The organism is Sphingobium jiangsuense (genome assembly GCF_014196495.1).
GTDB classification, from domain to species: domain Bacteria; phylum Pseudomonadota; class Alphaproteobacteria; order Sphingomonadales; family Sphingomonadaceae; genus Sphingobium; species Sphingobium jiangsuense.
In genome coordinates this window covers 10,776-31,180 of sequence record NZ_JACIDT010000016.1, presented here as the reverse complement: position 1 = coordinate 31,180, position 20,405 = coordinate 10,776, and the positions used below count along the sequence as shown (strand labels likewise).

At 65.6% G+C, this 20,405-nt stretch carries 15 protein-coding genes and 1 pseudogene; all 16 read left to right on the top strand.

What is annotated here, in order from left to right:
* Positions 1-47 precede the first annotated feature (47 nt).
* The 16 genes and pseudogenes from copC to GGR43_RS17855 all read left to right on the top strand — a co-directional run bounded on the left by copC (position 48) and on the right by GGR43_RS17855 (position 20,380).
* Positions 48-431, top strand: a complete 384-nt coding sequence (gene copC, locus GGR43_RS17930; RefSeq protein WP_188073331.1) for a copper homeostasis periplasmic binding protein CopC — start codon at positions 48-50, stop codon at positions 429-431.
* 3 nt (positions 432-434) lie between these two features.
* Complete coding sequence (gene copD / locus GGR43_RS17925) at positions 435-1,337, top strand: copper homeostasis membrane protein CopD (RefSeq protein ID WP_188073330.1); 903 nt, start codon at positions 435-437, stop codon at positions 1,335-1,337.
* 61 nt (positions 1,338-1,398) lie between these two features.
* A complete protein-coding gene (locus GGR43_RS17920; protein ID WP_188073329.1) occupies positions 1,399-3,750 on the top strand; it encodes a heavy metal translocating P-type ATPase in 2,352 nt (783 codons plus the stop codon).
* Positions 3,747-4,136 carry a Cu(I)-responsive transcriptional regulator gene (cueR, locus tag GGR43_RS17915; protein ID WP_188073328.1) on the top strand — a complete coding sequence of 130 codons (390 nt, stop codon included), beginning with the start codon at positions 3,747-3,749 and terminating at the stop codon, positions 4,134-4,136. Before GGR43_RS17920 ends, cueR begins: the two co-directional genes overlap by 4 nt.
* 783 nt (positions 4,137-4,919) lie before the next feature.
* Positions 4,920-5,332 (top strand): annotated as a pseudogene (locus GGR43_RS17910) (GlcG/HbpS family heme-binding protein).
* A gap of 40 nt (positions 5,333-5,372) precedes the next feature.
* The gene (locus GGR43_RS17905; RefSeq protein ID WP_188073327.1) at positions 5,373-5,681 is read left to right on the top strand and encodes a putative quinol monooxygenase; all 309 of its coding nucleotides are present in this window, start codon (positions 5,373-5,375) and stop codon (positions 5,679-5,681) included.
* 320 nt (positions 5,682-6,001) lie between these two features.
* Positions 6,002-6,841: an aldo/keto reductase gene (locus GGR43_RS17900; protein WP_188073326.1), complete on the top strand. Its 840-nt coding sequence runs from the start codon at positions 6,002-6,004 to the stop codon at positions 6,839-6,841.
* A 57-nt stretch (positions 6,842-6,898) separates the two neighbouring features.
* Complete coding sequence (locus GGR43_RS17895; protein WP_184724585.1) at positions 6,899-7,573, top strand: putative quinol monooxygenase; 675 nt, start codon at positions 6,899-6,901, stop codon at positions 7,571-7,573.
* Positions 7,573-8,682: an L-dopachrome tautomerase-related protein gene (locus GGR43_RS17890; protein WP_188073325.1), complete on the top strand. Its 1,110-nt coding sequence runs from the start codon at positions 7,573-7,575 to the stop codon at positions 8,680-8,682. Before GGR43_RS17895 ends, GGR43_RS17890 begins: the two co-directional genes overlap by 1 nt.
* A 445-nt stretch (positions 8,683-9,127) precedes the next feature.
* On the top strand, positions 9,128-10,045 hold the full coding sequence (locus GGR43_RS17885) for a hypothetical protein (protein ID WP_156894075.1): 918 nt from the start codon (positions 9,128-9,130) through the stop codon (positions 10,043-10,045).
* 3 nt (positions 10,046-10,048) lie between these two features.
* The gene (locus GGR43_RS17880) at positions 10,049-10,663 is read left to right on the top strand and encodes a hypothetical protein (RefSeq protein WP_188073324.1); all 615 of its coding nucleotides are present in this window, start codon (positions 10,049-10,051) and stop codon (positions 10,661-10,663) included.
* A 145-nt stretch (positions 10,664-10,808) separates the two neighbouring features.
* Positions 10,809-12,542, top strand: a complete 1,734-nt coding sequence (locus GGR43_RS17875) for an SIR2 family protein (protein WP_188073323.1) — start codon at positions 10,809-10,811, stop codon at positions 12,540-12,542.
* Positions 12,539-13,954, top strand: coding sequence for an argonaute/piwi family protein (locus GGR43_RS17870; protein ID WP_027443719.1), 1,416 nt, complete (start codon positions 12,539-12,541; stop codon positions 13,952-13,954). Before GGR43_RS17875 ends, GGR43_RS17870 begins: the two co-directional genes overlap by 4 nt.
* Positions 13,955-14,700: 746 nt before the next feature.
* Positions 14,701-15,969, top strand: a complete 1,269-nt coding sequence (locus tag GGR43_RS17865) for a TolC family protein (protein WP_027443720.1) — start codon at positions 14,701-14,703, stop codon at positions 15,967-15,969.
* Entirely contained in the window at positions 15,966-17,138 is a 1,173-nt protein-coding gene (locus tag GGR43_RS17860) for an efflux RND transporter periplasmic adaptor subunit (RefSeq protein ID WP_053555764.1), read from the top strand. The genes GGR43_RS17865 and GGR43_RS17860 overlap by 4 nt, the downstream gene beginning before the upstream one ends.
* Positions 17,139-17,143: 5 nt before the next feature.
* Positions 17,144-20,380 carry an efflux RND transporter permease subunit gene (locus GGR43_RS17855; RefSeq protein WP_188073370.1) on the top strand — a complete coding sequence of 1,079 codons (3,237 nt, stop codon included), beginning with the start codon at positions 17,144-17,146 and terminating at the stop codon, positions 20,378-20,380.
* Positions 20,381-20,405 lie beyond the last annotated feature (25 nt).

Below are 20,405 nucleotides of genomic sequence, written 5' to 3'. Positions count from 1 at the left end.
CGCGGCAACTGCGTATCGCCTAACATGGATTGCAAAAGGAGTTTGATATGAAGTTCCGATCGCTGATCGCCCCGTTCGCGGTGATGGCCGCACTGAGCGTGCCCGCCGCCGCGCACGCGCACCCGAAGATCGTCGCGGCGACGCCCGCCGCGAACGCCACCGTCGCACCGACCACGACGGTGCAGCTCACCTTCAGCGAGCGCGTCATGCCCCGATTGTCGAGCGCAACGCTGACGATGACCTCCATGCCGGGCATGGCGAACCACGTCATGAAGATGACGGGCGTGACGAGCGCGGTATCGGAGGACGGGAAGTCGATTACCCTCACCAGCGCCAGGCCGCTTTCCGCCGGGAGCTACCGGGTCGATTGGGTGATCGTCGGCGCCGACACGCACCGCATCACGGGCACGCACGCCTTCTCGGTCCGCTAGGAGATGGCCGACTGGATCGGCGTGGCGCTGCGCTTCGGGGTCTATGCCGATCTGCTGCTGCTGTTCGGGCTGGCCGCCTATCCGCTGTATGCGGCCAGCCCATCTCGACCGTTGGGCGGTCGCGCGATGATCGCCGGCCTCGCCGGGCTCGGCCTGCTGCTCTCGAACCTGTCCTTCTTGCAGATGGTCGCGTCGATGTCGAGCGCTACGATCACCGGCATCGGTCGCGAGACGTTCGATTTCGTCCTGTTCGAAACGCCGCCGGGTGCCGCATTTCTGTGGCGCACCGCGGCGCTCGCGACAGCGTTCGTCGCGGCGCTCTTGCAATCCGCGAAGATCCGATCGCCGGTGGTGACCCTCGGCGCCGGCGTCGCACTCGGCACGCTCGCCTGGACGGGCCATGCCGCAGTGACCGAAGGCGCTGCGGGCACCATCCATCGCCTGGCGGACGGGCTGCATCTGCTGGCGGCAGGTGCCTGGCTCGGCGCGCTCGCGGTCCTCGTCACGCTGCTCTTCGCGCGCATCGAGGACGATAAGTCGGTCGCCGCGGCACGCTCGGCGCTGGCGGGGTTTGCCGTGGCCGGCTCGATCATCGTCGCGCTGATCGTGGCTACAGGGCTCATCAACGTCTGGATGATCGTCGGCGTGGAGGGCGCCCTGCGGCTGCCGACGACACTCTACGGACAGCTCCTGATCGCAAAGCTGGTGCTGTTCGCGGCGATGCTCGGGCTTGCCGCCGCCAACCGGTGGCGGCTCACGCCGCGATTGGCATCGGGGGACGCCGGTGGCGCTTCCGGCGGTGTGCGTGCGCTGCGGGGCAGCATCGCGCTCGAAACGAGCGCGGCCATGCTGATCCTCGCGCTGGTCGCGTGGCTCGGGACGCTGTCGCCGCAGCCGACGATCTAGCATGTCTTGACTCTGACATGATGTCAGACTCCATATGAGTGGGCATGGAAGGATTCCCGCTATGAACCATGCCGATCACCACCATCATCAAGGCGCGAGTTGCTGCGCGACCAAGCCGGCGACCGGCGGCGCGATCGATCCCGTATGCGGGATGACCGTCGATCCCGCGACGACCCCGCACCACGCCCGACATGACGGCGAGGACTATCATTTCTGCAGCGCTGGCTGTCGCACGAAGTTCCTCGGCGATCCCGAGCGCTATCTCGGCGATGGGCCGCGCCCCGAGCCCGAAGCGACGCCGGGCGCGATCTGGACCTGCCCGATGCACCCCGAGATTCGGCGGGAGGGCCCGGGCACTTGCCCGATCTGCGGCATGGCGCTCGAACCCGAAGAACCGAGCCTCGACGATGCGCCCAACCCCGAACTGGTCGACTTCACGCGGCGCTTCTGGGTGTCGGCGGTGCTGGCGGTACCGCTCCTGGTCGTGTCGATGGTGGCCGAAATGCTCGGCTTGCAAATCGTCAGTCCGCAAGCCTCGCCTTGGGTGCAGCTCACCCTGACCGCGCCGATCGTGCTTTGGGCGGGCAAGCCGTTCTTCGAGCGCGGCTGGGCGTCGATCAGGACGCGCCATCTCAACATGTTCACGCTGATCGCGATCGGCGTCGGCGCGGCCTTCCTCTACAGCCTCGTCGCGACCTTCGCGCCCGGGCTGTTTCCGCCGACCTTCCGCATGCACGGCGGGATGGTCCCGGTCTATTATGAAGCCGCGGGCGTGGTGGTGACGCTGGTGCTGCTCGGACAGGTGCTCGAGTTGCGCGCCCGCGCCGCCACCGGCAAGGCGATCCGCGCGCTGCTCGACCTTGCGCCCAAGACCGCGCGCCGCATTCGTGATGACGGCTCGGAGGAAGAGGTATCGGTCGGCGACGTTATGGCCGGCGACCGCCTGCGCATCCGGCCCGGCGACGCAATACCGGTCGACGGCGTCGTAATCGAGGGCCGGTCCTCGGTCGACGAGTCGATGCTGACCGGCGAGCCGGTGCCGGTCGAAAAGATATCCGAGGCGCAGCTCACCGGCGGCACCGTCAACGGGACCGGCAGCCTCGTCATGGAAGCCCGCGCGGTCGGCGCCGACACGATGCTCGCGCGGATCGTTCGCATGGTCGCCGAGGCGCAGCGGAGCCGCGCCCCGATCCAAGCGGTTGCCGACCGCATCTCGGGCTGGTTCGTGCCCTTGGTCGTCGCCATCGCGCTCGCTGCCTTCGTAGTGTGGAACTTCGTCGGCCCCGAGCCGCGCTTCGGCCATGCGCTGCTGAACGCCATCGCCGTGCTCATCATCGCCTGTCCCTGTGCGCTCGGCCTCGCCACGCCGATGTCGATCATGGTCGGCACCGGCCGCGGGGCGCATGCCGGCGTGCTCGTCAAGAATGCCGAAGCGCTGCAGGCGCTGGAGACGGTCGACACGCTGGTCATCGACAAGACCGGCACGATCACCGAGGGCAAGCCGAGGCTTATTGCGGCCAAGACACTTGCCGGCGAGGACGAGGACGATCTTCTCGCGCTCGCCGCCGCGGTCGAGGCGCAATCGGAGCACCCGCTCGCGCATGCGATCGTCACGGCGGCGCAGGAGCGCGGATTGAAGCTGGCAGCGGTTCAGGATTTCGAATCGCAGACCGGACTTGGGGTCAGCGCAAACGTGGGCGGACGGTCGGTGGTGATCGGCAACGCCGCGCAGCTGCGTCGGATCGGTGCCGACCCTGGACCACTCGAAGAACTGGCGCAGTCGCACCGCGCAGACGGCGCCGGCGTCATGCTGGTGGCGATCGACGACCGGCCCGCCGGCCTGCTCGCGGTCGCCGATCCGGTCCGCGCCAATGCCCGCGAGGCGATCGCGGCGCTGCGCGCCGACGGGCTCAAGGTGATGATGCTCACCGGCGACAATGCGGCGACCGCCGAAGCCGTGGCGCGGCAGGTGGGCGGGCTCGATGCGGTCCATGCCGATTTGAGGCCCGACGACAAGGCGCGGATCGTCGGCGAGCTCAAGGCGTCGGGCGCCAGGCTGGCGATGGCCGGCGACGGTATCAACGACGCGCCCGCGCTCGCCGCCGCCGATGTCGGCCTCGCCATGGGCACAGGCACCGACGTGGCGATCGAGAGCGCCGGGATGACGCTGACCCGCGGCGACCTCTCCGCGATCGTGCGCGCCCGCCGGCTGGCTGACGCGACCATGCGCAACATCCGCCAGAACCTGTTCTTCTCGTTCCTGTTCAACGGCATCGGCGTGCCGGTGGCGGCGGGCGTGCTCTATCCGCCGTTCGGCATCCTGATGTCGCCGATGTTCGCAGGCGCGGCGATGGCGCTGTCCTCGTTCACCGTCGTCGCCAATGCGCTGCGCCTCAATCGGGTAAAGCTGTGAAGATCGGCGCCGCCTCGGACGCGAGCGGCGTCTCGCAGCGGATGATCCGCCACTATGAGAAGATCGGCCTGGTGCCGCAGCCGCCGCGCCGCGACAGCGGCTATCGCGATTATTCCGCCGCCGATGTCCAGCGGCTCCGCTTCATCGCCAACGCCCGCGACCTTGGCTTTCCGATCGAGGAAATCCGGACGCTGCTCGAACTGTGGAGCGATCGCGCCCGTTCTTCGTCCGACGTGAAGCGGCTGGCGACGACGCGCGCCGATGAATTGCACCGCAAGGCACAGGCGCTGGAGAGAATGCGCCTCGCCCTGCTCGACCTCGCGACCCGCTGTCACGGCGACGACCGGCCAGATTGTCCGATCATCGACACCCTCGAACGCCGTTAGTGATCGGGTTTGCGGGCAGCACAACCCTCACGCCTCGTGACGGAAGTACAGCATCGCCTCGAGGTGAATGACGCCCGTTAGGTTCGTTTCACCCGGAGCGATTCGAACGGCATCGCCGAAGCGCACCGCTGCGCCTACTACGTTGAACTCCCAGCGATTTCGCCGATCATAGCCATCGCGGTTCCTGCGTAGAAGACGGCGGCAGTCGGCGGTATTTGGCGCCCCGCACCGGATAAACATAACGAATACATTTCGCCATTCATACTACCCTAGACCCGCCGAGCACCGCCGATTAGCGGCCTCCGCCGCTTAACCTTGCCGCTCGCACTTCGACACCTTGGCGTGCTCGATTGTGGGCGATGCTTCATGAATGTTGGCGCCTTGGCAATCAACGCGCGGCCGACCTTGCCGGCGAGATTGGCCAACCGGCCGGATTCATCGGGCTGCCGGGCGGCTTGACAGCAGGCTCAGCGCGATCGGGAAGACGGCGTCGGCAAAGCCTTCGAACGGCCGGTGGGGTGCCGCGGGGACGATCTGGTTCCGATCGGTTCCTTGACGCATTGCGATGACTCCGACCGCGGCCCCGCACCCCACGGTCCTTGAGGGACGTCGATCTTGCCGCATTTGTTCACGCCGCCAGGAACGAACAAGGAGCAGCGCTAGTTGAAGCCTGAGAACGGCCCTCGCCTCGCGACGCCACTGTGCACATCGATGGGACGGTGACGCGGCAGCCGCGAAACGCCGGTCGAAAATGATCCAAGCGATCAACCCAAGGAAAACGTCATGACCATCAGCCAAGTATCCGTATCGCTCGAAGACGCACAGCGCGTGATCGCTGCCGGTCAGGCCAAGGCGGGCGAGATCGGGTCGCCGAGCAATGTGACCGTGGTCGACGCGGGCGGCAACCTCGTCTCCCACATCCGCATGGACAATGCGTGGGTGGGCAGCATCGACATCTCGATCAACAAGGCCTTCACGGCGCGCGCGTTCGACATCGCCACCACGGACCTGGGGGAGAACGCTCAGCCCGGAAAGCAGTTCTACGCATCCAGAACTCCAACCATGGCCGGGTGATGATCTTCGCCGGGGGGCATCCACTTCGCCAAGACGGCCAGGTAGTCGGGGCGGTAGGAGTGAGCGGGGGCAGCGGCGCGCAGGATCAGACGGTCGCCGAGGCGGCCGCAGCCGCGTTTTGATCATCGCGACAACCCGAGCAAGGCAAAGGAGAGATTCAAGATGGCAACGCAAGTCAGCAAAGCGGTTCTGGTACGCCTCGAAGCACTACCCGGCAAAGAGGACGATCTCCGCGCCTTCTTGAACCAGGGGCTGTCGATCGTCGAAGGGGAGCCCAAGACCGTAAGGTGGTTCGCAATCCAGTTCGGACCCTCGTCGTTCGGGATATTCGACGCCTTTCCCGACGAAGACGGGCGCCAGGCGCACCTGTCGGGCGACGTCGGGAAAGCGCTCGGTGAGAACACGGGCGTTCTCTTCGAGAAGCCCACGATCGAGCAGCTCGATGTCGTGGCGGAGAAGCAGCCTGCCTAGAACAGGTGGCGCCCGCGGGGCGGTGCGGATCAACCCAGACGCTGCATGAAGCGGGAGTTTGATTGGGGCGCTGGTCCGCGTGGCGTTCGGAGGGGGCGAGCCGCGGGGCAGACGGTTAGTTGGTTGAAGAGTTAGGGGTAGACGAAGCCAATTTCGAAGTGACAACTTGTAGGAGATGGAGAGATGGCGAATGAGATTCTCGTCGGCCTGAAGGTTGCGATCCTACTGACGGACGGATTCGAACAGGTGTCGCCGCGGGCGGTGGCCGCGTGACACACGCCGCCGCGCAGCAGGGGCCGTCTTCGCCGGGACAGGAGACCATGGAGCGGCGTCCCTTCGGTGCCGCACCCGGCGACGTCCCGGTGATCGGCCAGGGGACCTGGTATATCGACGACGCGCACCGGCCCACCGCGGTCGCCGCGCTGCGTCACGGCATCGACCTCGGCATGACCCACATCGACACCGCTGAGATGTACGGCGAAGCCGAGGTTGTGGTCGGAGAGGCCATAGCGGGGCGGCGAGACGAGGTTTTCCTCGTCTCGAAGGTGCTCCCCAGCAACGCTTCCCGTAGCGGGACGGTCGCCGCCTGCGAGCGCTCGCTCGCGCGCCTCCGGACTGACAGGTTGGACTGCTACCTCTTGCATTGGCGCGGGTCGTACCCCCTCGAGGAAACCTTCGCCGCCTTTGAGCGGCTCTGCGAACAGGGAAAGATCCTATCTTGGGGCGTAAGCAACTTCGACGTTCCCGACCTCGATGCCGCTTGGAAAGCCGGCGGCGAGGGCCGGATCGCCTGCAACCAAGTTCTCTACAATCTTGGTGAGCGCGCGATCGAGCATGCCGTGCTGCCTTGGTGTGAGGAGCACGGCGTCGCCGTGGTTGCCTACAGCCCGTTCGGCCATGGCAACTTCCCTGGCCCGGACACGCCGGGCGGCCGCGTGCTGGAGGAGATTGCAGCGAGCCATGGCGCGACAGCACGCCAGGTGGCGCTGCGCTTCCTTGTGCGTCGGCCATCGCTGTTCGCTATCCCCAAGGCGTCCAGCGCGGAGCACGCTGCCGACAATGCGGGCGCCGGCGCGCTGCGGCTGACGGACGCCGAACTCGCCATGATCGACGCGGCGTTCCCGCTTGGCGCCCGGCCGCGCGAACTTCCCATGATTTAGGCCCAGGACGCCTTCCGTGGAGCTCGAGGCGCTACCTTCGGAACAAGGAGAGAAAAGATGCACAAGGCACTGTTTGTAGGCATTGAAGCCGGGCCGACCCACCAGGAAGATGCCGCTGAATTCCTCCGGGGTGCGCTGGAGCCGGTCGAGCATGAGCAGGACACGCGGCACTGGTACGCGCTGCGCTTTGGCCCCGCCGACTTCGCCATCTTCGATACCTTCCCCGGCAATGCCGGCCGGCTGAAGCATCTGTTCGGCACGGTCGGCCGGGCGCTGGTGGTGAAGACCTTCACCATCCTCAACGGCTTGCCGGAGATCGAGCCGGCCGACATCCTCGCCCTCAAGGTGCCGGCGGCGGACGCCCTGCCGCGCCTGGCCCTGCATGTTCCGCTTGAAGCACGGGACGGTGCGGAGGAAGAGGTTGCCCGCTTCCTGCAAGGAGCCCGATCGGCCGTGGAGCGGGAGCCGGGCACCCTGTCGTGGTACGCTCTGCGTCTCGGAAAGACTCGGTTCGCCATCGTCGATACCTTCGCCGACGAGGCAGGGCGCGAGGCGCATCTGTCGGGCGAAGTCGGCACGGCGCTATCCGGAAGCTCCGCTTCGCTGTTCGCCGAGCCTCCCCAGATCCACCGCGCAGAGATCCTGGCGTTCAAGATTGCGTCCGCTGGTGATGAGGAGAGGACGAGCAGCAACACGTCGGTCACGCGGCCGCTTGAGAGAGGGACAGTCTGATGGACACGAAGCAGAAGGCGCTCGTCGGAGCCACCGTTGCCGGCACCGCAGCAGCCGGAGCCGCGTTCGCGTTTAAGTTCGCGGGCACGGATTCGAAGCTCACCAAGGTCGCGGATTTCGGCCATCAGGTGACCGGCGTAAGCGTCACCGAGGACGGGCGGATCTTCGTCTGTTTCCCGCGCTGGACCGACGACGCCCCGATCTCGGTCGCCGAGCTGCTGCCGAGCGGAAAGCTCAAGGCCTATCCGGACGAAAAATGGAATTCGTGGCGCAACGCCAAGGCGAACGAGATGCCGGTCGGCGAATATTTCGTCTGCGTGCAGTCGATCGTGGCAGATGGTCGGGGCGCCTTGTGGGTGCTCGACCCCGCCGCGCCCGGCAATGAAAAAATTCTTCCCGGCGGCCCCAAGCTGGTCCGGGTCGATCTCGCCACCGATCAAGTCACCAAGACGATCCTGTTCGACGAAACGGTGGCCCTGCAGGGCACGTATCTCAATGACATTCGCTTCAGCGCTGACGGCAAGACCGGCTACATCACCGATTCCGGCACGCGCGGCGCGATCATCGTCGTTGACCTTGACACCGGTGACGCCTTCCGCGCGCTCGACGGCCATAAGTCGACGCAGGTCGAGAAGGACGTGATCGTCGAGATTGACGGCAAGCCGCTGCGTCGGCCCGACGGCCGCCAGCCGACCTTCTCGTCGGACAGCCTCGCGATTTCCAACGATGGCGGCACGCTTTACTGGCAGGCACTTACCGGCCGAACGCTCTATTCGATCGAAACGTCGAAACTCAGCAAGGGCACTCCGACCTCCGACGTCGAAGCGGCAGTGAAGACCGTCGGCACGACCAATGTCGCGGACGGACTCTGGATGGGCAGCGACGACACACTCTATGTCACCTCGCCAACCGACAATTCGGTAAAATATTGGACGGGCGATGCGCTGGAGCCGGTGGTGACCGACAAGAGATTGCGCTGGCCCGATACGCTGTCGGAAGGGCCGGACGGGACGATCTACGTCACTGCCTCGCACATCCAGGATACGAACTGGTATAAGCCGGGCGCCCCCGCTTCGCTGCCAACCGCGCTCTTTTCCTTTCGTCGGTAACGCGCTGCCATCGATTATATGCGCCGGCTCGCTCAAGGCATCGCTGGCCCGGTGGCCTCGCTCGTTCGCACTGGGCCGCGAGGCGTGATTCGAACTCCGTCACCGACAAGGGGCGCCGGACCTGCTACCCTGACGTAGTCGGGGCGGCAGACGGGCTGGACACGGCGGCTTACGGCGGTAGCTGGCGCCCCGCCCTGGATAAGCATAACGAATACGAGTCGCCGTTTGCACTACTATAGAACCGCCGCCGGGCACCGGTAGCTGCCCTATGGCGTAGTGCGCCGCCGCTGATTATTCGAGTAGCTTCGATGGTGGGATCAACGGCCCACACTTTCGAGCCTCCCGATGGCAAGCTGCCTCTGCCGCCGATGTAGATAGCGCTTTGTCGGTTTGCGTAGTGCAATTACCTCGGCGGATGAGGGGAACCAGATTGAATCCTTGGCCAGTGATACCCGCCGATGTTGTCGCTTGGTTCCGCGGTGTCTTCGCGGACGCAAACCGCCGCGTGTGCGAACGTCTGGTCAATCTCCCCAACATCCGCGAGACATCGCTCGATGACGGTTTGATTGAAGCGCTGATCCCCGACAGCGCGCCGACGCTCCTTCCTTCGGGTGCGATCATCCGCATGGATACTCACAACATCGGTGGTTTGCGGCGCTTAGGCGCTCCCCATTGGGATTGGGACTTTCCGCAACGCCGGCGTTGGGAAACGGCGGATATTGCGATCCTCGTCTTCGTCTATCGACGCGACAAGCTGGTGGCGAAGAAGATTGGCCTGCTCCAGTCCAAGCGCCTCTTTCCGACCAACCATGATGTCGAGGACGAGGATGAAATTGGCTTCCTTCATGGCATGAATGCATTCATCCGCCGCGACGGGCAGCAAGCAGCCGCCGCGCTCCACCGAACCTACAGCTTCGACGAAAGCTGCACCTTCGCCGCAATCCAGGCTGGACACCGACAGGTCGAGCTGATCGACACGCTCAATCGGGATTTCGGCAAGGCCGTCTTCTACCTGCTCTACGCACCGCCTGAGCTTCCCTACGCAATTACCTATCCCCTGCGACAACGAATCCGCGTTGACGACATTCCGGTTGGAAATCGGGTGGTCGATGCCGACAACGTCCACCGTGCCCTTGCAGAACTCAATGACGGCCAATCTCCTACCTTCAGCCTGTTGAAGTCCGCCTGCGTTGGGCGGGATTGGCCGCTCGAAACTTGGGCTGCCGATCTGCTGCTGACCTGTCAGGTTGGACAGCAATTCGATGACAGCAACGACGATCGCGTCCGCTATTTCCTCGAACGCCGATCGGGCCCCATTGGAGCGGCTCTCGCCGCATCAATTACCCTGCCGGACGAGGTCTGAACCATGCGAAGTGGCGATATCCCCTTCAAGTTCGATCTGACCGATCTCCTCGCCCGCGCTCGCCGCCAAGTCACTGGCCGGCTGGGGGACGTCACCTTGAACTTGCCTTTCATCAGCATTGCGGTCAGCCCTCAAGATCGCGAGCGCCGGGTGGCGCGCGAGATCGTCCTCCGTTTGCGCGATCGGCGTGTCCTATCCGCGTGGGAATGTTGTGACGATTGCATCGAGAAAGCCCTCACCTCGCTCAACGAAATCCGCCAATTTATCGTCGACAAAGAGGTGGAACTCGCCGAATTGCAGGACGGACCGCTGTTCCTTCTGCTTGAAGCGATGGCGGCTGGGATTCGACAGTTTATGACTTTCGAGGAGCTGTTGCGGCGAGACAAGGATGCGCCCCTGCATCCACGGTTCGGCGAGTTTCATCGACCGCCCGACGTGCGCCAAGCCTATTTCGACGGTCTCGAAATCTTGCGCGGACACCTGAGCCGGTGCCTCGGGCAAATCGCGCTCATTGCCCGCATGCCCGTGCCGACCGAGGGCATCATCGAGAACTATCAGGGGCCGTGGCAGCTAGAAGCCTATGAGGCTCCCCATCGGCTGCCAGCACCGCCCGAATGACCTGCGCCGCGGCTGCGCGGAAGCCCACGTGCTTACAGGAGGTAGCATCGCTTCCCGCAGCTACCGATCACAAGGTTGAGCCGAGAGAACCATTAGAGAACAAAATCTGCTGGCGAAGGCTCGTGGATCGGTTAGGCATAGTCCGATGGAGAGCATAACGAGCCTGAGCGAGCTATCGAGCGATGATTTTGCGCGGCGCTTTGCGCTGCGACCAGGCCAGTTGATGTGGTTGCTCGGCGCGGGCGCGTCAGTGTCCGCTGGTATTCCAAGCGCTTGGGATATGATCTGGCAGTTCAAGCAGACCTTATTCATCGCCCAGCGCAAGGCGTCGCCGCAGAGTGTCGCCGATCTCGGCAATCCGGCTATCCGCGCGTTGTTGGACTCGCATATTGCGAGTTCCGAGCGACTACCCCCGCCGGGTTCGCCGGACGAATACGCGGCGCTGTTCGAAGCAACCTACCCGGTGGAGCGCGACCGCACGACTTTCATTCAAGGCATGATTAGCGGCGCGAAGCTGGCCTATGGCCATCTTGCTCTCGCGTCACTTCTAAAAGCGGGCCACACTCAACTCGTCTGGACTACCAATTTCGACCACTTGATAGAAGATGCCTGCGCGAGAACGTATGGCACAACGGGCACGTTGAGCATCGTTGCACTCGACGCTCCGGAATTGGCAGGGCAATTGATCGGCGCGCAGAAATGGCCGATCGCAGTAAAGTTGCACGGCGATTTCCGCTCGCGTCGGCTTAAAAACACAACCGATGAGCTGCGCCAGCAGGATGCCGCGCTTCGTCAGCAGCTCGTGGATGCCTGCCGCCGATCCGGCCTCGTAGTCGCCGGCTACAGCGGACGCGACGATTCAGTGATGGACGCACTTGAAGCGGCACTCGATCAGCCGGGCGGTTATCCTGGTGGACTGTTCTGGCTGCATCGCGGTAGCGATCCACCGCTTGAACGGGTCATCCGACTTCTCAAGTGCGCCAACGACGCGGGTGTTGAATGCGGGCTGGTGCGGATTGAGAGCTTCGACGAGATATTACGTGATCTGGTGCGGCTGCTGCCCGCGCTCGACACATCTGCTCTCAACGCGCTGGCAACGGGACGGTCGCGCGTGTCAGGCGCTCCCGAGCCCTCGGGCCAGCGAGGCTGGCCCCTCATTCGGCTCAATGGGCTTGCCGTCACCATCCCGGCCAATTGCCGCAAGCTGGTATGCACGATCGAGGGTGTCGCGGCGGCGCGCGCGGCGGTCGCCGAGGCCAACGCGCGCCTGATCGTAACCCGCACCCAAGCGGGGGTGCTCGGCTTCGGAAGCGATGCTGAGTTCCATCGAGTGTTCGACCCGTTCGGAATCACTGCTTTTGATCTGGCCACCTTCGAAAAGCGGCGCCTGCGCTATGAGTCTGGCGAACGCGGCCTGCTACGCGACGCCTTGGTAGAGGCGCTGTGTGCCGCCAAGAATGTTCGTGCGATCCGCCGCCGTAGCGCTGATTTGCTCGTGCCAGTAGATCCCGCCGACAGCGCATGGGATGGGCTTCGCGGGATAACTCGTCAGACGACTGGCGCTGTGCCCAAACACCCGAACCTGAAATGGCACGAGGGGGTCGGGGTCCGGCTTGACTGGGCGGACGACGGTCTGTGGCTGCTGCTTGATCCAAAGATCGTGTTCGAGGGCGTAACAGACGAGACTAAGGCGATCACCGCCGACTTCGCGCGCGAGCGGACGGTGAAGCGTTATAATCGTGACCTGGATCGGCTCATCGACTTTTGGGCAAAGCACCTCGCCGGCGAAGCGCTTCCGGCGCTTTCGATTGGCGACGGGATTGATGCGCGCTTCGCGGTTGGGAAGAACACGGCCTTCTCTAAGCTGGTGCAGCCATGACGAGCGAGATCGCGCCCACCATATGGTATCCCGAGCCCGAGCTGGTGTTTCATCCCGAGCGGACGAGCGAACGCGACATCCATCCGCTGCGCGGGCTCAAGCGTTTCGGCCCCCATTCGCGCGGATTGGTGCAATCACCGATCCGAGTGGCGACATTGGCGCCGGCCGGCGAGTCAGAACGCCTGTTCGCGTTCATGCGCGAGCTGAGCCAAAGCGTGCGCCCGGTCGAGCGAACCGACTATCTGCCGGACTGGCCGGGCTTCAATACGGTGTTTGACATGCGCGTGACGGCGGCAGCCAAGAAATGCCGTGTCGAGCTGGACGGATCGTTTGAGAGCGAGATGGCACAATCGGCGATGCCGCACGTGTTGCTCGCTGAACAGCTCGTCCGTGCAATCCAGCCGCTTGAAGCGTTCCGTAGCGAGTTCGATGTCTTGTTCATCTACCTGCCGCAGCGATGGGAGCGTGGCTTCTACGGCGTGGGGGACGATTTCGATCTCCACGACCATCTCAAGGCTTACACGGCCGCGCGCGGGATGCCGATCCAGATCGTGCGTGAAGACAAGGCACTCGCTTATCGCTGCCGTGCGAGCGTGATGTGGCGAGTGGGCCTGGCGCTATATGCCAAGGCCGGCGGCGTTCCCTGGAAGCTAGCCGATGTCGATCCAGAGACCGCCTATATCGGCATTTCCTATGCGGTGCGGTCGAACGGTGCCGACAAACCGCGGTTTGTGACCTGTTGCAGCCAGGTGTTCGACGCGGAGGGCGCTGGCCTCGAATTTATCGCCTACGACACCGCCGACGTGCAGGTGCAGCGCGACAATCCCTTTTTATCACAGGCCGAGATGTTCCGGGTCATCACGCGGTCGATGACGCTATATCGTCACCGACATGGTGGACGCTCACCACGCCGGGTGATGGTCCACAAGTCGACCGAGTTCAAAGACGCCGAAGTGCTCGGCTGCTTCGAGGCGTTGCCGCTGTGCGAGGCGGTCGACTTGATTCAGGTTGTCGAGGATGTGGGCTGGCGCGGCGCGCGTTGGGAACGCGATCAGGCCAATCCGGGAGGTCAGGCGGCGGCATTTCCAGTCAAGCGCGGCTCATTGATCGGGCTTGGCGAGCGCGAGGCGCTGCTGTGGATGCACGGTGCCGTCGAGACTCTTGGGCCGAAAACCTATTTTCAGGGTCAACGCGGCACGCCGCGTCCGATCCGACTTGTCCGCCATGCCGGGCACGGCACGTGGGACGACAGCGCCCGCGCGGCACTCGCCTTGTCGAAGATGAACTGGAACAACGACGGGCTGTATGATCCGCTACCCGTAACGATGAGCTATGCGAAGGTTCTTGCGCGTGTCCTTAAGCGCATGACGAATCTGGGCAGCACGCCCTACCAGTTCCGATTCTTCATGTAGGGAGAACGGGTTTCACCGGGTAGGATTCGAACTTTTTGCCGCCAGCGACCGTCGTGCCTACGATCATGCAAATCCTGAGTTTTCGCAGATCGTAGCCTGTGCGGCTTACGCGCATAAACGGCGGCCGACGGCGGAATTTGGTGCTCCGCACCGGATAAACATAACGAATATATCTCGCCGTTTGCACTACCCTAGTGCCGCTTCGTGACGACTCCCACCGCCCTGAACCGGCGAGAGTGACCGCAAGCCCTACCCGGTCCTGGGAAGTAGGGTCACGCTGGTTCCGTGAGTTTGCCGGAGACAAAGGGATGGTTCTCAAAGCGGCGGTTCCGTGCTAAGAACTGCGAATGGCTCGCATTTTGGCAACGATCATGATGTGCTTCGTTGCGCTGTCGGTGACAGCGGGCGCGGTCTCGCATGCCGTGGAGCCAGTTGTTGTCTGCCTCGAATCGGACGTGGTTTCAGGCTCTGGCCACGATGCCGGCGGAAGCGAGCAAGCGCCTTCCAGCGATAACAAAGCCACGCCGCACCAGCATGGCGGATGTCACGGGCATCATCAGGTCGCCCCGCCGGTTGACGACGGGGTCGGCGCCAGTTTGTCGCTGTCGGCGTCGCCGCCCTCCATCGGCAACGCCAGAGACCTCGTGTCGGCTGGCACAGACCCAGCACTCCGCCCTCCAAGAGCCTGACGACTCCAACCTAGCCCCGTCTGCGGGGCTTTCCGGAATCGTCAGGAGTCTTCGATCATGCACCGATTGCTCGCGGCCGTGTTGGCCGCGATGGCTTGCGCGAGCGTCGCGCAGGCCCAAGAGCCGCCGCCAGCGGAAGCTGGCCAATCCTTCACACTAGACCAAGCGCTGGAATTGGCGGGCGCGGTCTCGCCGTCGCTGGAGGCCGCATCGGCCGACGTGCGGGCGGCAGAAGCCGGTCGCCGCGTGGCTGGTCTGCGCCCCAATCCAAGCGTCACCGTCGAAGCCGAAAATGTGGCCGGCTCCGGCCCCTATCGGGGCATCGACAGCGTGGAGGCGACGACTTCCCTCACGTTGCCGATCGAGCTTGGCGGCAAGCGATCGGCGCGGATCGCCGTCGCCAATGCGCGCAGTGATCGAGCGGCTATCCAGGCGGCGATCGCGCAGGCTGATCTCCGGCTGTCGGTCGTCCGCGCCTATGCCGAAGCCGCCGCCGCAGAGAGGCGGCTTGTAACGGCGCGCGATCAAGTGCGTATCGCGACGGAGGCGCTGCGCGCCGCGCAGGTTCGCGTCCAGGCGGGCCGAGCCTCGCCGATCGAGGTCCAGCGCGCCGACGTGGCTCGCGTCAATGCCGAGACGGCCCTTGCCCGCGAAGAACGCGCCGTCGAGGTTGCGCGCTACAGCCTCTCACGGATTGTCGGGCAACCGATCACAGGGCCGCTCGATGCGGGCTGGTTCGGCCAGGTGCCGGCAGGCTATGGGCCGCTCCGTCCGATCGAGAGCGCCGGCACATTGGCGCTCGCTGCGGCCGACGCCGACCTCGCCATAGCCGACGCAGGGGTTCGGCTCGCCCGTTCGCAGCGTGTGCCCGATCTAACTGTTGGCGCCGGCGCCCGTCGGTTCGAGCAGACCAACGACACGGCGGCGATCTTCAGCCTGTCGATCCCGCTCCCGCTGTTCAACAATGGGCGCGCGGCGCTGTCACAGGCTTCGGCCGAACGGCAGCGGGCAGAGGCGCAACGCCGGGTCACCGCGCTCGACGTCGATCAGGCCATCGCCCGCGCACAAGCGGACGCTGCCAATGCCGCGACCAGCGCCGCGACCGCGAGCGGTCCTGCGCTGGCGGCGGCCGAGGAAGCCGCCCGCATCGCCCGCATCGGCTACCGGGAAGGCAAGTTCGGCCAGCTCGACCTGCTCGACGCCGAACGCACGCTTGCCGAGACGCGCGCAGCCGCAATCGACGCGCTGCTCTCCTACCACATCGCCCAGGCGCAGCTCGAGCGGCTGACCGCACGCGCGCCGACTACCCAGGGGGAAAACCCATGAAGACCCGTTTTGCAGCGGTCCTGCCGCTCACCCTCGCCGCCGCCCTCGCTGTCGCGGGATGCTCCGGCGGCGACCCCGCGCCGGAGAACGCCGATGCCGGGAACACCGCGCAAGCCGGCAAGGAAGGCGGTCACGCGGAAGAAGAAGGCGAGATCGAGTTGACGCCGCAGCAGATACGCGCCGCCGGCATCGAGCTGGTCCGTGCGGTGCGCAGCGGTGGTGGCGCGCTCACGCTGCCGGCGACGATCGAAGGCGATCCGCAAGGCATGCAGGTGGTGTCGGCCGCGATCGGCGGGCGCGTGGTGTCGCTCACCCGCAATCTCGGTCAATCGGTCGGCCGGGGGCAAACGCTCGCGGTGATCGAAAGCCGTGAGGCGGCGTCGCTTAACGCCGAGATCGAGGCAGCACGCGCCAGGCTCGGACTTGCTGAATCCAATCTTCGCCGCGAACAGCGCCTGTTCAACGAGCGCGTCTCGCCCGAGCAGGATCTGATCGCCGCACGAACGGCGGCGACCGAGGCGCGGATCGCGTTGCGCCTCGCGCAGCAGCAGGTCGCCGCGGCCGGTGGCCAAGGCGGCGCGCTCAACCGCGTCAGCATTGCATCGCCGCTGTCCGGCCAGGTGGTCGCGCGCAGCGTGACGCTCGGCCAGACGGTCGCGGCCGACGCGGAGTTGTTCCGGGTCGCCGATCTTTCGCGCGTGGCGGTCACGCTCGCCCTCTCGCCGGCTGATGCCGGCAGGGTGCGGCCGGGATCGGACATCGAGGTCGTCGCGGGGGAACGCAGGTCGGTGGCGAGGGTCGATTTTGTCTCGCCGATCCTCGACGAGGCGACGCGGCTCGCGACGGTGATCGCGGTGATCGACAACCGCTTGGGCCAATGGCGGGTCGGCGAGCCGGTGACCGCGTCGATCCGGCTGGCCGGCGGCGATGCCGGCGCCGGTTCGGTGCTGGTCCCGCAAAGCGCGGTGCAGACCGTCGAAGGCCGACAGATGGTGTTCGTGCGCACCGAGCACGGCTTCCGGGCAACCCCGGTCACGCTCGGCGCGCCCAGCGGCGACAATGTGGCCGTGACCTCGGGCCTTCGCGGCGACGAACAGCTCGCCGGCGCCAACAGCTTCACCCTCAAGGCCGAACTCGGCAAGGGCGAAGCCGAGCATGGAGGCCATTGACCGCCATGATCGACCGCATCGTCACATTCTCCGTCGAGCGCCGCTGGTTCATCCTGCTGCTGACGCTCATCGCCGCGGTGATCGGCGGCTGGGCCATCAGTCGCCTGCCGATCGACGCCGTTCCCGACATCACCAACAATCAGGTGCAGGTGAACATCACCGCGCCGGCGCTCTCGCCCGAGCTGGTCGAGAAGCAGGTCGCCTTCCCGATCGAGAACGCGCTCGCGGGCGTTCCCGGCCTTGAATACACGCGGTCGCTGAGCCGCAACGGCTTTGCGCAGGTCACGGCGGTCTTCTCGGATTCGACCGACATCTACTTCGCCCGCCAGCAGGTTGCCGAGCGGCTGCGGGTCGCCGAGGAAAGCCTGCCCGAGGGTGCGGTCCCGACCATGGGGCCGATCGCGACCGGCCTCGGCGAAGTCTATATGTGGACGGTCCATCTCGAACATCGCCGGGAGGACCGGCACCGGCCCGGCGAGCCGGGCATCCAGCCCGACGGCAGCTACATCACGCCCGAAGGCGAGCGGCTCGTCACCGAAGCCGACAAGGCGACCTATCTGCGCACCGCGCAGGACTGGATCGTCGCTCCGCTGCTCAGGAACACGCCCGGCCTCGCCGGCGTGGACTCGATCGGCGGCTATGTGAAGCAGTTCCAGGTCGTGCCGGACGTGCAGCGCCTCGCCGCCATCGGCATGAACCTGTCCGACCTCGCCCGCGCGCTCGAAGAGAACAATGTCGGCGTGGGCGCCGGCGTCGTGAACCGCGGCGGCGAAGGTCTGGCAGTCCGCTCGGACGCACGCATCCGCAATGTCGGAGAGCTGGCGAGCACCGTGATCGCGACGCGCGAAGGCGTGCCGATCCGGCTCGATCAGGTCGCACAGGTCCGCCTGGGACAGGCGATCCGCTACGGCTCGGCGTCTGAGAATGGGGAGGAGGTGGTTGTCGGCACGGCGATCATGCGGATCGGCGAGAACAGCCGCACCGTCGCATCGGCAGTCGCCGAGCGGCTGAAAGAGATCAACGCCTCGCTTCCGACCGATGTCGTGGTGCAGCCGGTGCTCGACCGCACCGCGCTGGTCAATTCGACCATCAAGACGGTCGCCAAGAATCTCACCGAAGGCGCGCTGCTCGTCATCGTCGTGTTGTTCGTGCTGCTCGGCAACTTCCGGGCCGCGCTGATAGCGGCGCTGGTGATCCCGATCACCATGCTGATGAGCAGCTTTGGCATGCTGCGCGGCGGCGTCTCGGCCAACCTGATGAGCCTTGGCGCTCTGGACTTCGGCCTGATCGTCGATGGCGCCGTCATCATTGTTGAAAATGCGCTCAGGCGCATCGCAGAGCGGCAGCATCACTATGGCCGCACGCTCAGCCTCGACGAGCGGCTGTCGGTCGTCGCGACGGCCGCGCGCGAGATGATCCGCCCGTCGGTGTTCGGGCAGGCGATCATCATCCTCGTCTATGTCCCGCTGCTGACGCTCACCGGCGTCGAGGGCAAGACGTTCACGCCGATGGCGCTCACCGTCATCATCGCGCTCGTCTGCGCCTTCGTGCTCTCGCTCACCTTCGTGCCGGCGATGCTCGCGATCTGGCTCTCAAAGCCGGTCGAGGAGAAGGAAGGCCGCATCATGTCCTGGCTCAAGCGCCGGTACGAGCCGGGTCTTGATCGGGCGATGAAGCGGCCGACCCTCACCATGGGGGTCGGGGTCGGCGCATTCCTCGCCGCGATCCTCACCTTCTCGTTTCTCGGCCAGGAGTTCCTGCCTCAGCTCGACGAAGGCGACCTCACCGCCCAGGTGCTGCGTATCCCCGGCACCTCGGTCGATCAGAGCCAGGCGATGCAGTCACGCATCGAACGGCAGATCGGGCGGCTGCCGGAGGTGCGGTTCGTCTTCTCCAAGACCGGCACCGCGGAACTCGCGTCCGATCCGATGCCGCCCAACATCTCCGACACCTTCATCATCATGAGGCCGCGCGATGAATGGCCCAACCCGAACCTCTCCAAGGCCGAGTTGGTGGCGAAGGTCGAGCGGGTGCTGGAAGGGCTGCCCGGCGGCGCGTTCGAGATCAGCCAGCCGATCCAGATGCGGTTCAACGAGCTCATCGCGGGCGTGCGGGGCGACATCGCGATCAAGGTGTTCGGCGACGACACCGACGCGATGACCGCGACCGCCAACCGCATCGCGGCGATCCTGCGCCAGACGCGGGGCGCGACCGATGTCCGGGTCGAGCAGACCGAGGGCCTGCCGATGCTCGACATCCGCCCGCGCCGCGACATCATGTCGAGGCTCGGCATCACCGCACAGACCGTGCAGGACACGATATCGGCGGCGATCGGCGGCCGCGACGCCGGGATGATCTTCGAAGGGGACCGGCGGTTCGCCGTGACCATCCGCCTGTCGGATGCGGCGCGCGCCGATCTGCAAACGCTCGGCCAGGTGCCGGTGCCCTTGCCGAACGGTGGGTTCGTCCCGCTGCAAAGCGTCGCCGAGATCGGCGTCACCGACGGTCCCAACCAGATCAGCCGCGAGAACGGCAAGCGCCGCGTGGTCGTCCAGGCGAACGTGCGCGGGCGCGACGTGGCGGGCGTCGTCGCCGACGCCCAGGCCGCGATCGACGCCCAAGTCCGGTTGCCGGCAGGGCAATATCTCGATTGGGGCGGCCAGTTCGAGAACCTCCAGTCGGCCAGTCAAAGGCTGATGCTGGTGGTCCCGGCCTGCTTCGCGCTCATCATCCTGCTGCTGTACGGGGCATTGGGCAGCGTGCGCGACGCGGCGATCGTGTTCACCGGCGTGCCGCTGGCGCTGGTCGGGGGCGTGCTTGCGCTGTTCCTGCGAGGGATGCCGTTCTCGATCTCGGCGGCGGTCGGGTTCATCGCCCTGTCCGGCATCGCGGTGCTGAACGGCCTGGTCATGGTCTCCTCGATCCAGGACCTGATGGCGCGAGGCATGGACCGGGCACGGGCCGCGCGCGAGGGCGCGATGATGCGGCTGCGGCCGGTCGTCATGACCGCGCTGGTGGCGAGCCTCGGGTTCGTGCCGATGGCGATCGCCACCGGATCGGGCGCGGAGGTGCAGAAGCCGCTCGCCACCGTGGTGATCGGCGGCCTGATCTCGGCGACCCTGCTCACGCTGTTCGTGCTGCCGACGCTCTACGCCCGCTATGGGCGCAGGGAAACGGATATCCCGGCACGGGAGGAGCGGGACGACGCGCCACCTGCTGATCCGGTCGAGGCTCCGCTGTGAGTCTCGACAATCATCGCACCCTTGT

Excerpts from the sequence above, each read along its gene's own strand:
- copC (WP_188073331.1), top strand. The coding sequence starts at position 48 with ATGAAGTTCCGATCGCTGATCGCCCCGTTCGCGGTGATGGCCGCACTG.
- copD (WP_188073330.1), top strand. The coding sequence starts at position 435 with ATGGCCGACTGGATCGGCGTGGCGCTGCGCTTCGGGGTCTATGCCGAT.
- GGR43_RS17920 (WP_188073329.1), top strand. The coding sequence starts at position 1,399 with ATGAACCATGCCGATCACCACCATCATCAAGGCGCGAGTTGCTGCGCG.
- GGR43_RS17905 (WP_188073327.1), top strand. The coding sequence starts at position 5,373 with ATGGCAACGCAAGTCAGCAAAGCGGTTCTGGTACGCCTCGAAGCACTA.
- GGR43_RS17900 (WP_188073326.1), top strand. The coding sequence starts at position 6,002 with ATGGAGCGGCGTCCCTTCGGTGCCGCACCCGGCGACGTCCCGGTGATC.
- GGR43_RS17895 (WP_184724585.1), top strand. The coding sequence starts at position 6,899 with ATGCACAAGGCACTGTTTGTAGGCATTGAAGCCGGGCCGACCCACCAG.
- GGR43_RS17890 (WP_188073325.1), top strand. The coding sequence starts at position 7,573 with ATGGACACGAAGCAGAAGGCGCTCGTCGGAGCCACCGTTGCCGGCACC.
- GGR43_RS17880 (WP_188073324.1), top strand. The coding sequence starts at position 10,049 with ATGCGAAGTGGCGATATCCCCTTCAAGTTCGATCTGACCGATCTCCTC.
- GGR43_RS17875 (WP_188073323.1), top strand. The coding sequence starts at position 10,809 with ATGGAGAGCATAACGAGCCTGAGCGAGCTATCGAGCGATGATTTTGCG.
- GGR43_RS17870 (WP_027443719.1), top strand. The coding sequence starts at position 12,539 with ATGACGAGCGAGATCGCGCCCACCATATGGTATCCCGAGCCCGAGCTG.
- GGR43_RS17865 (WP_027443720.1), top strand. The coding sequence starts at position 14,701 with ATGCACCGATTGCTCGCGGCCGTGTTGGCCGCGATGGCTTGCGCGAGC.
- GGR43_RS17860 (WP_053555764.1), top strand. The coding sequence starts at position 15,966 with ATGAAGACCCGTTTTGCAGCGGTCCTGCCGCTCACCCTCGCCGCCGCC.
- GGR43_RS17855 (WP_188073370.1), top strand. The coding sequence starts at position 17,144 with ATGATCGACCGCATCGTCACATTCTCCGTCGAGCGCCGCTGGTTCATC.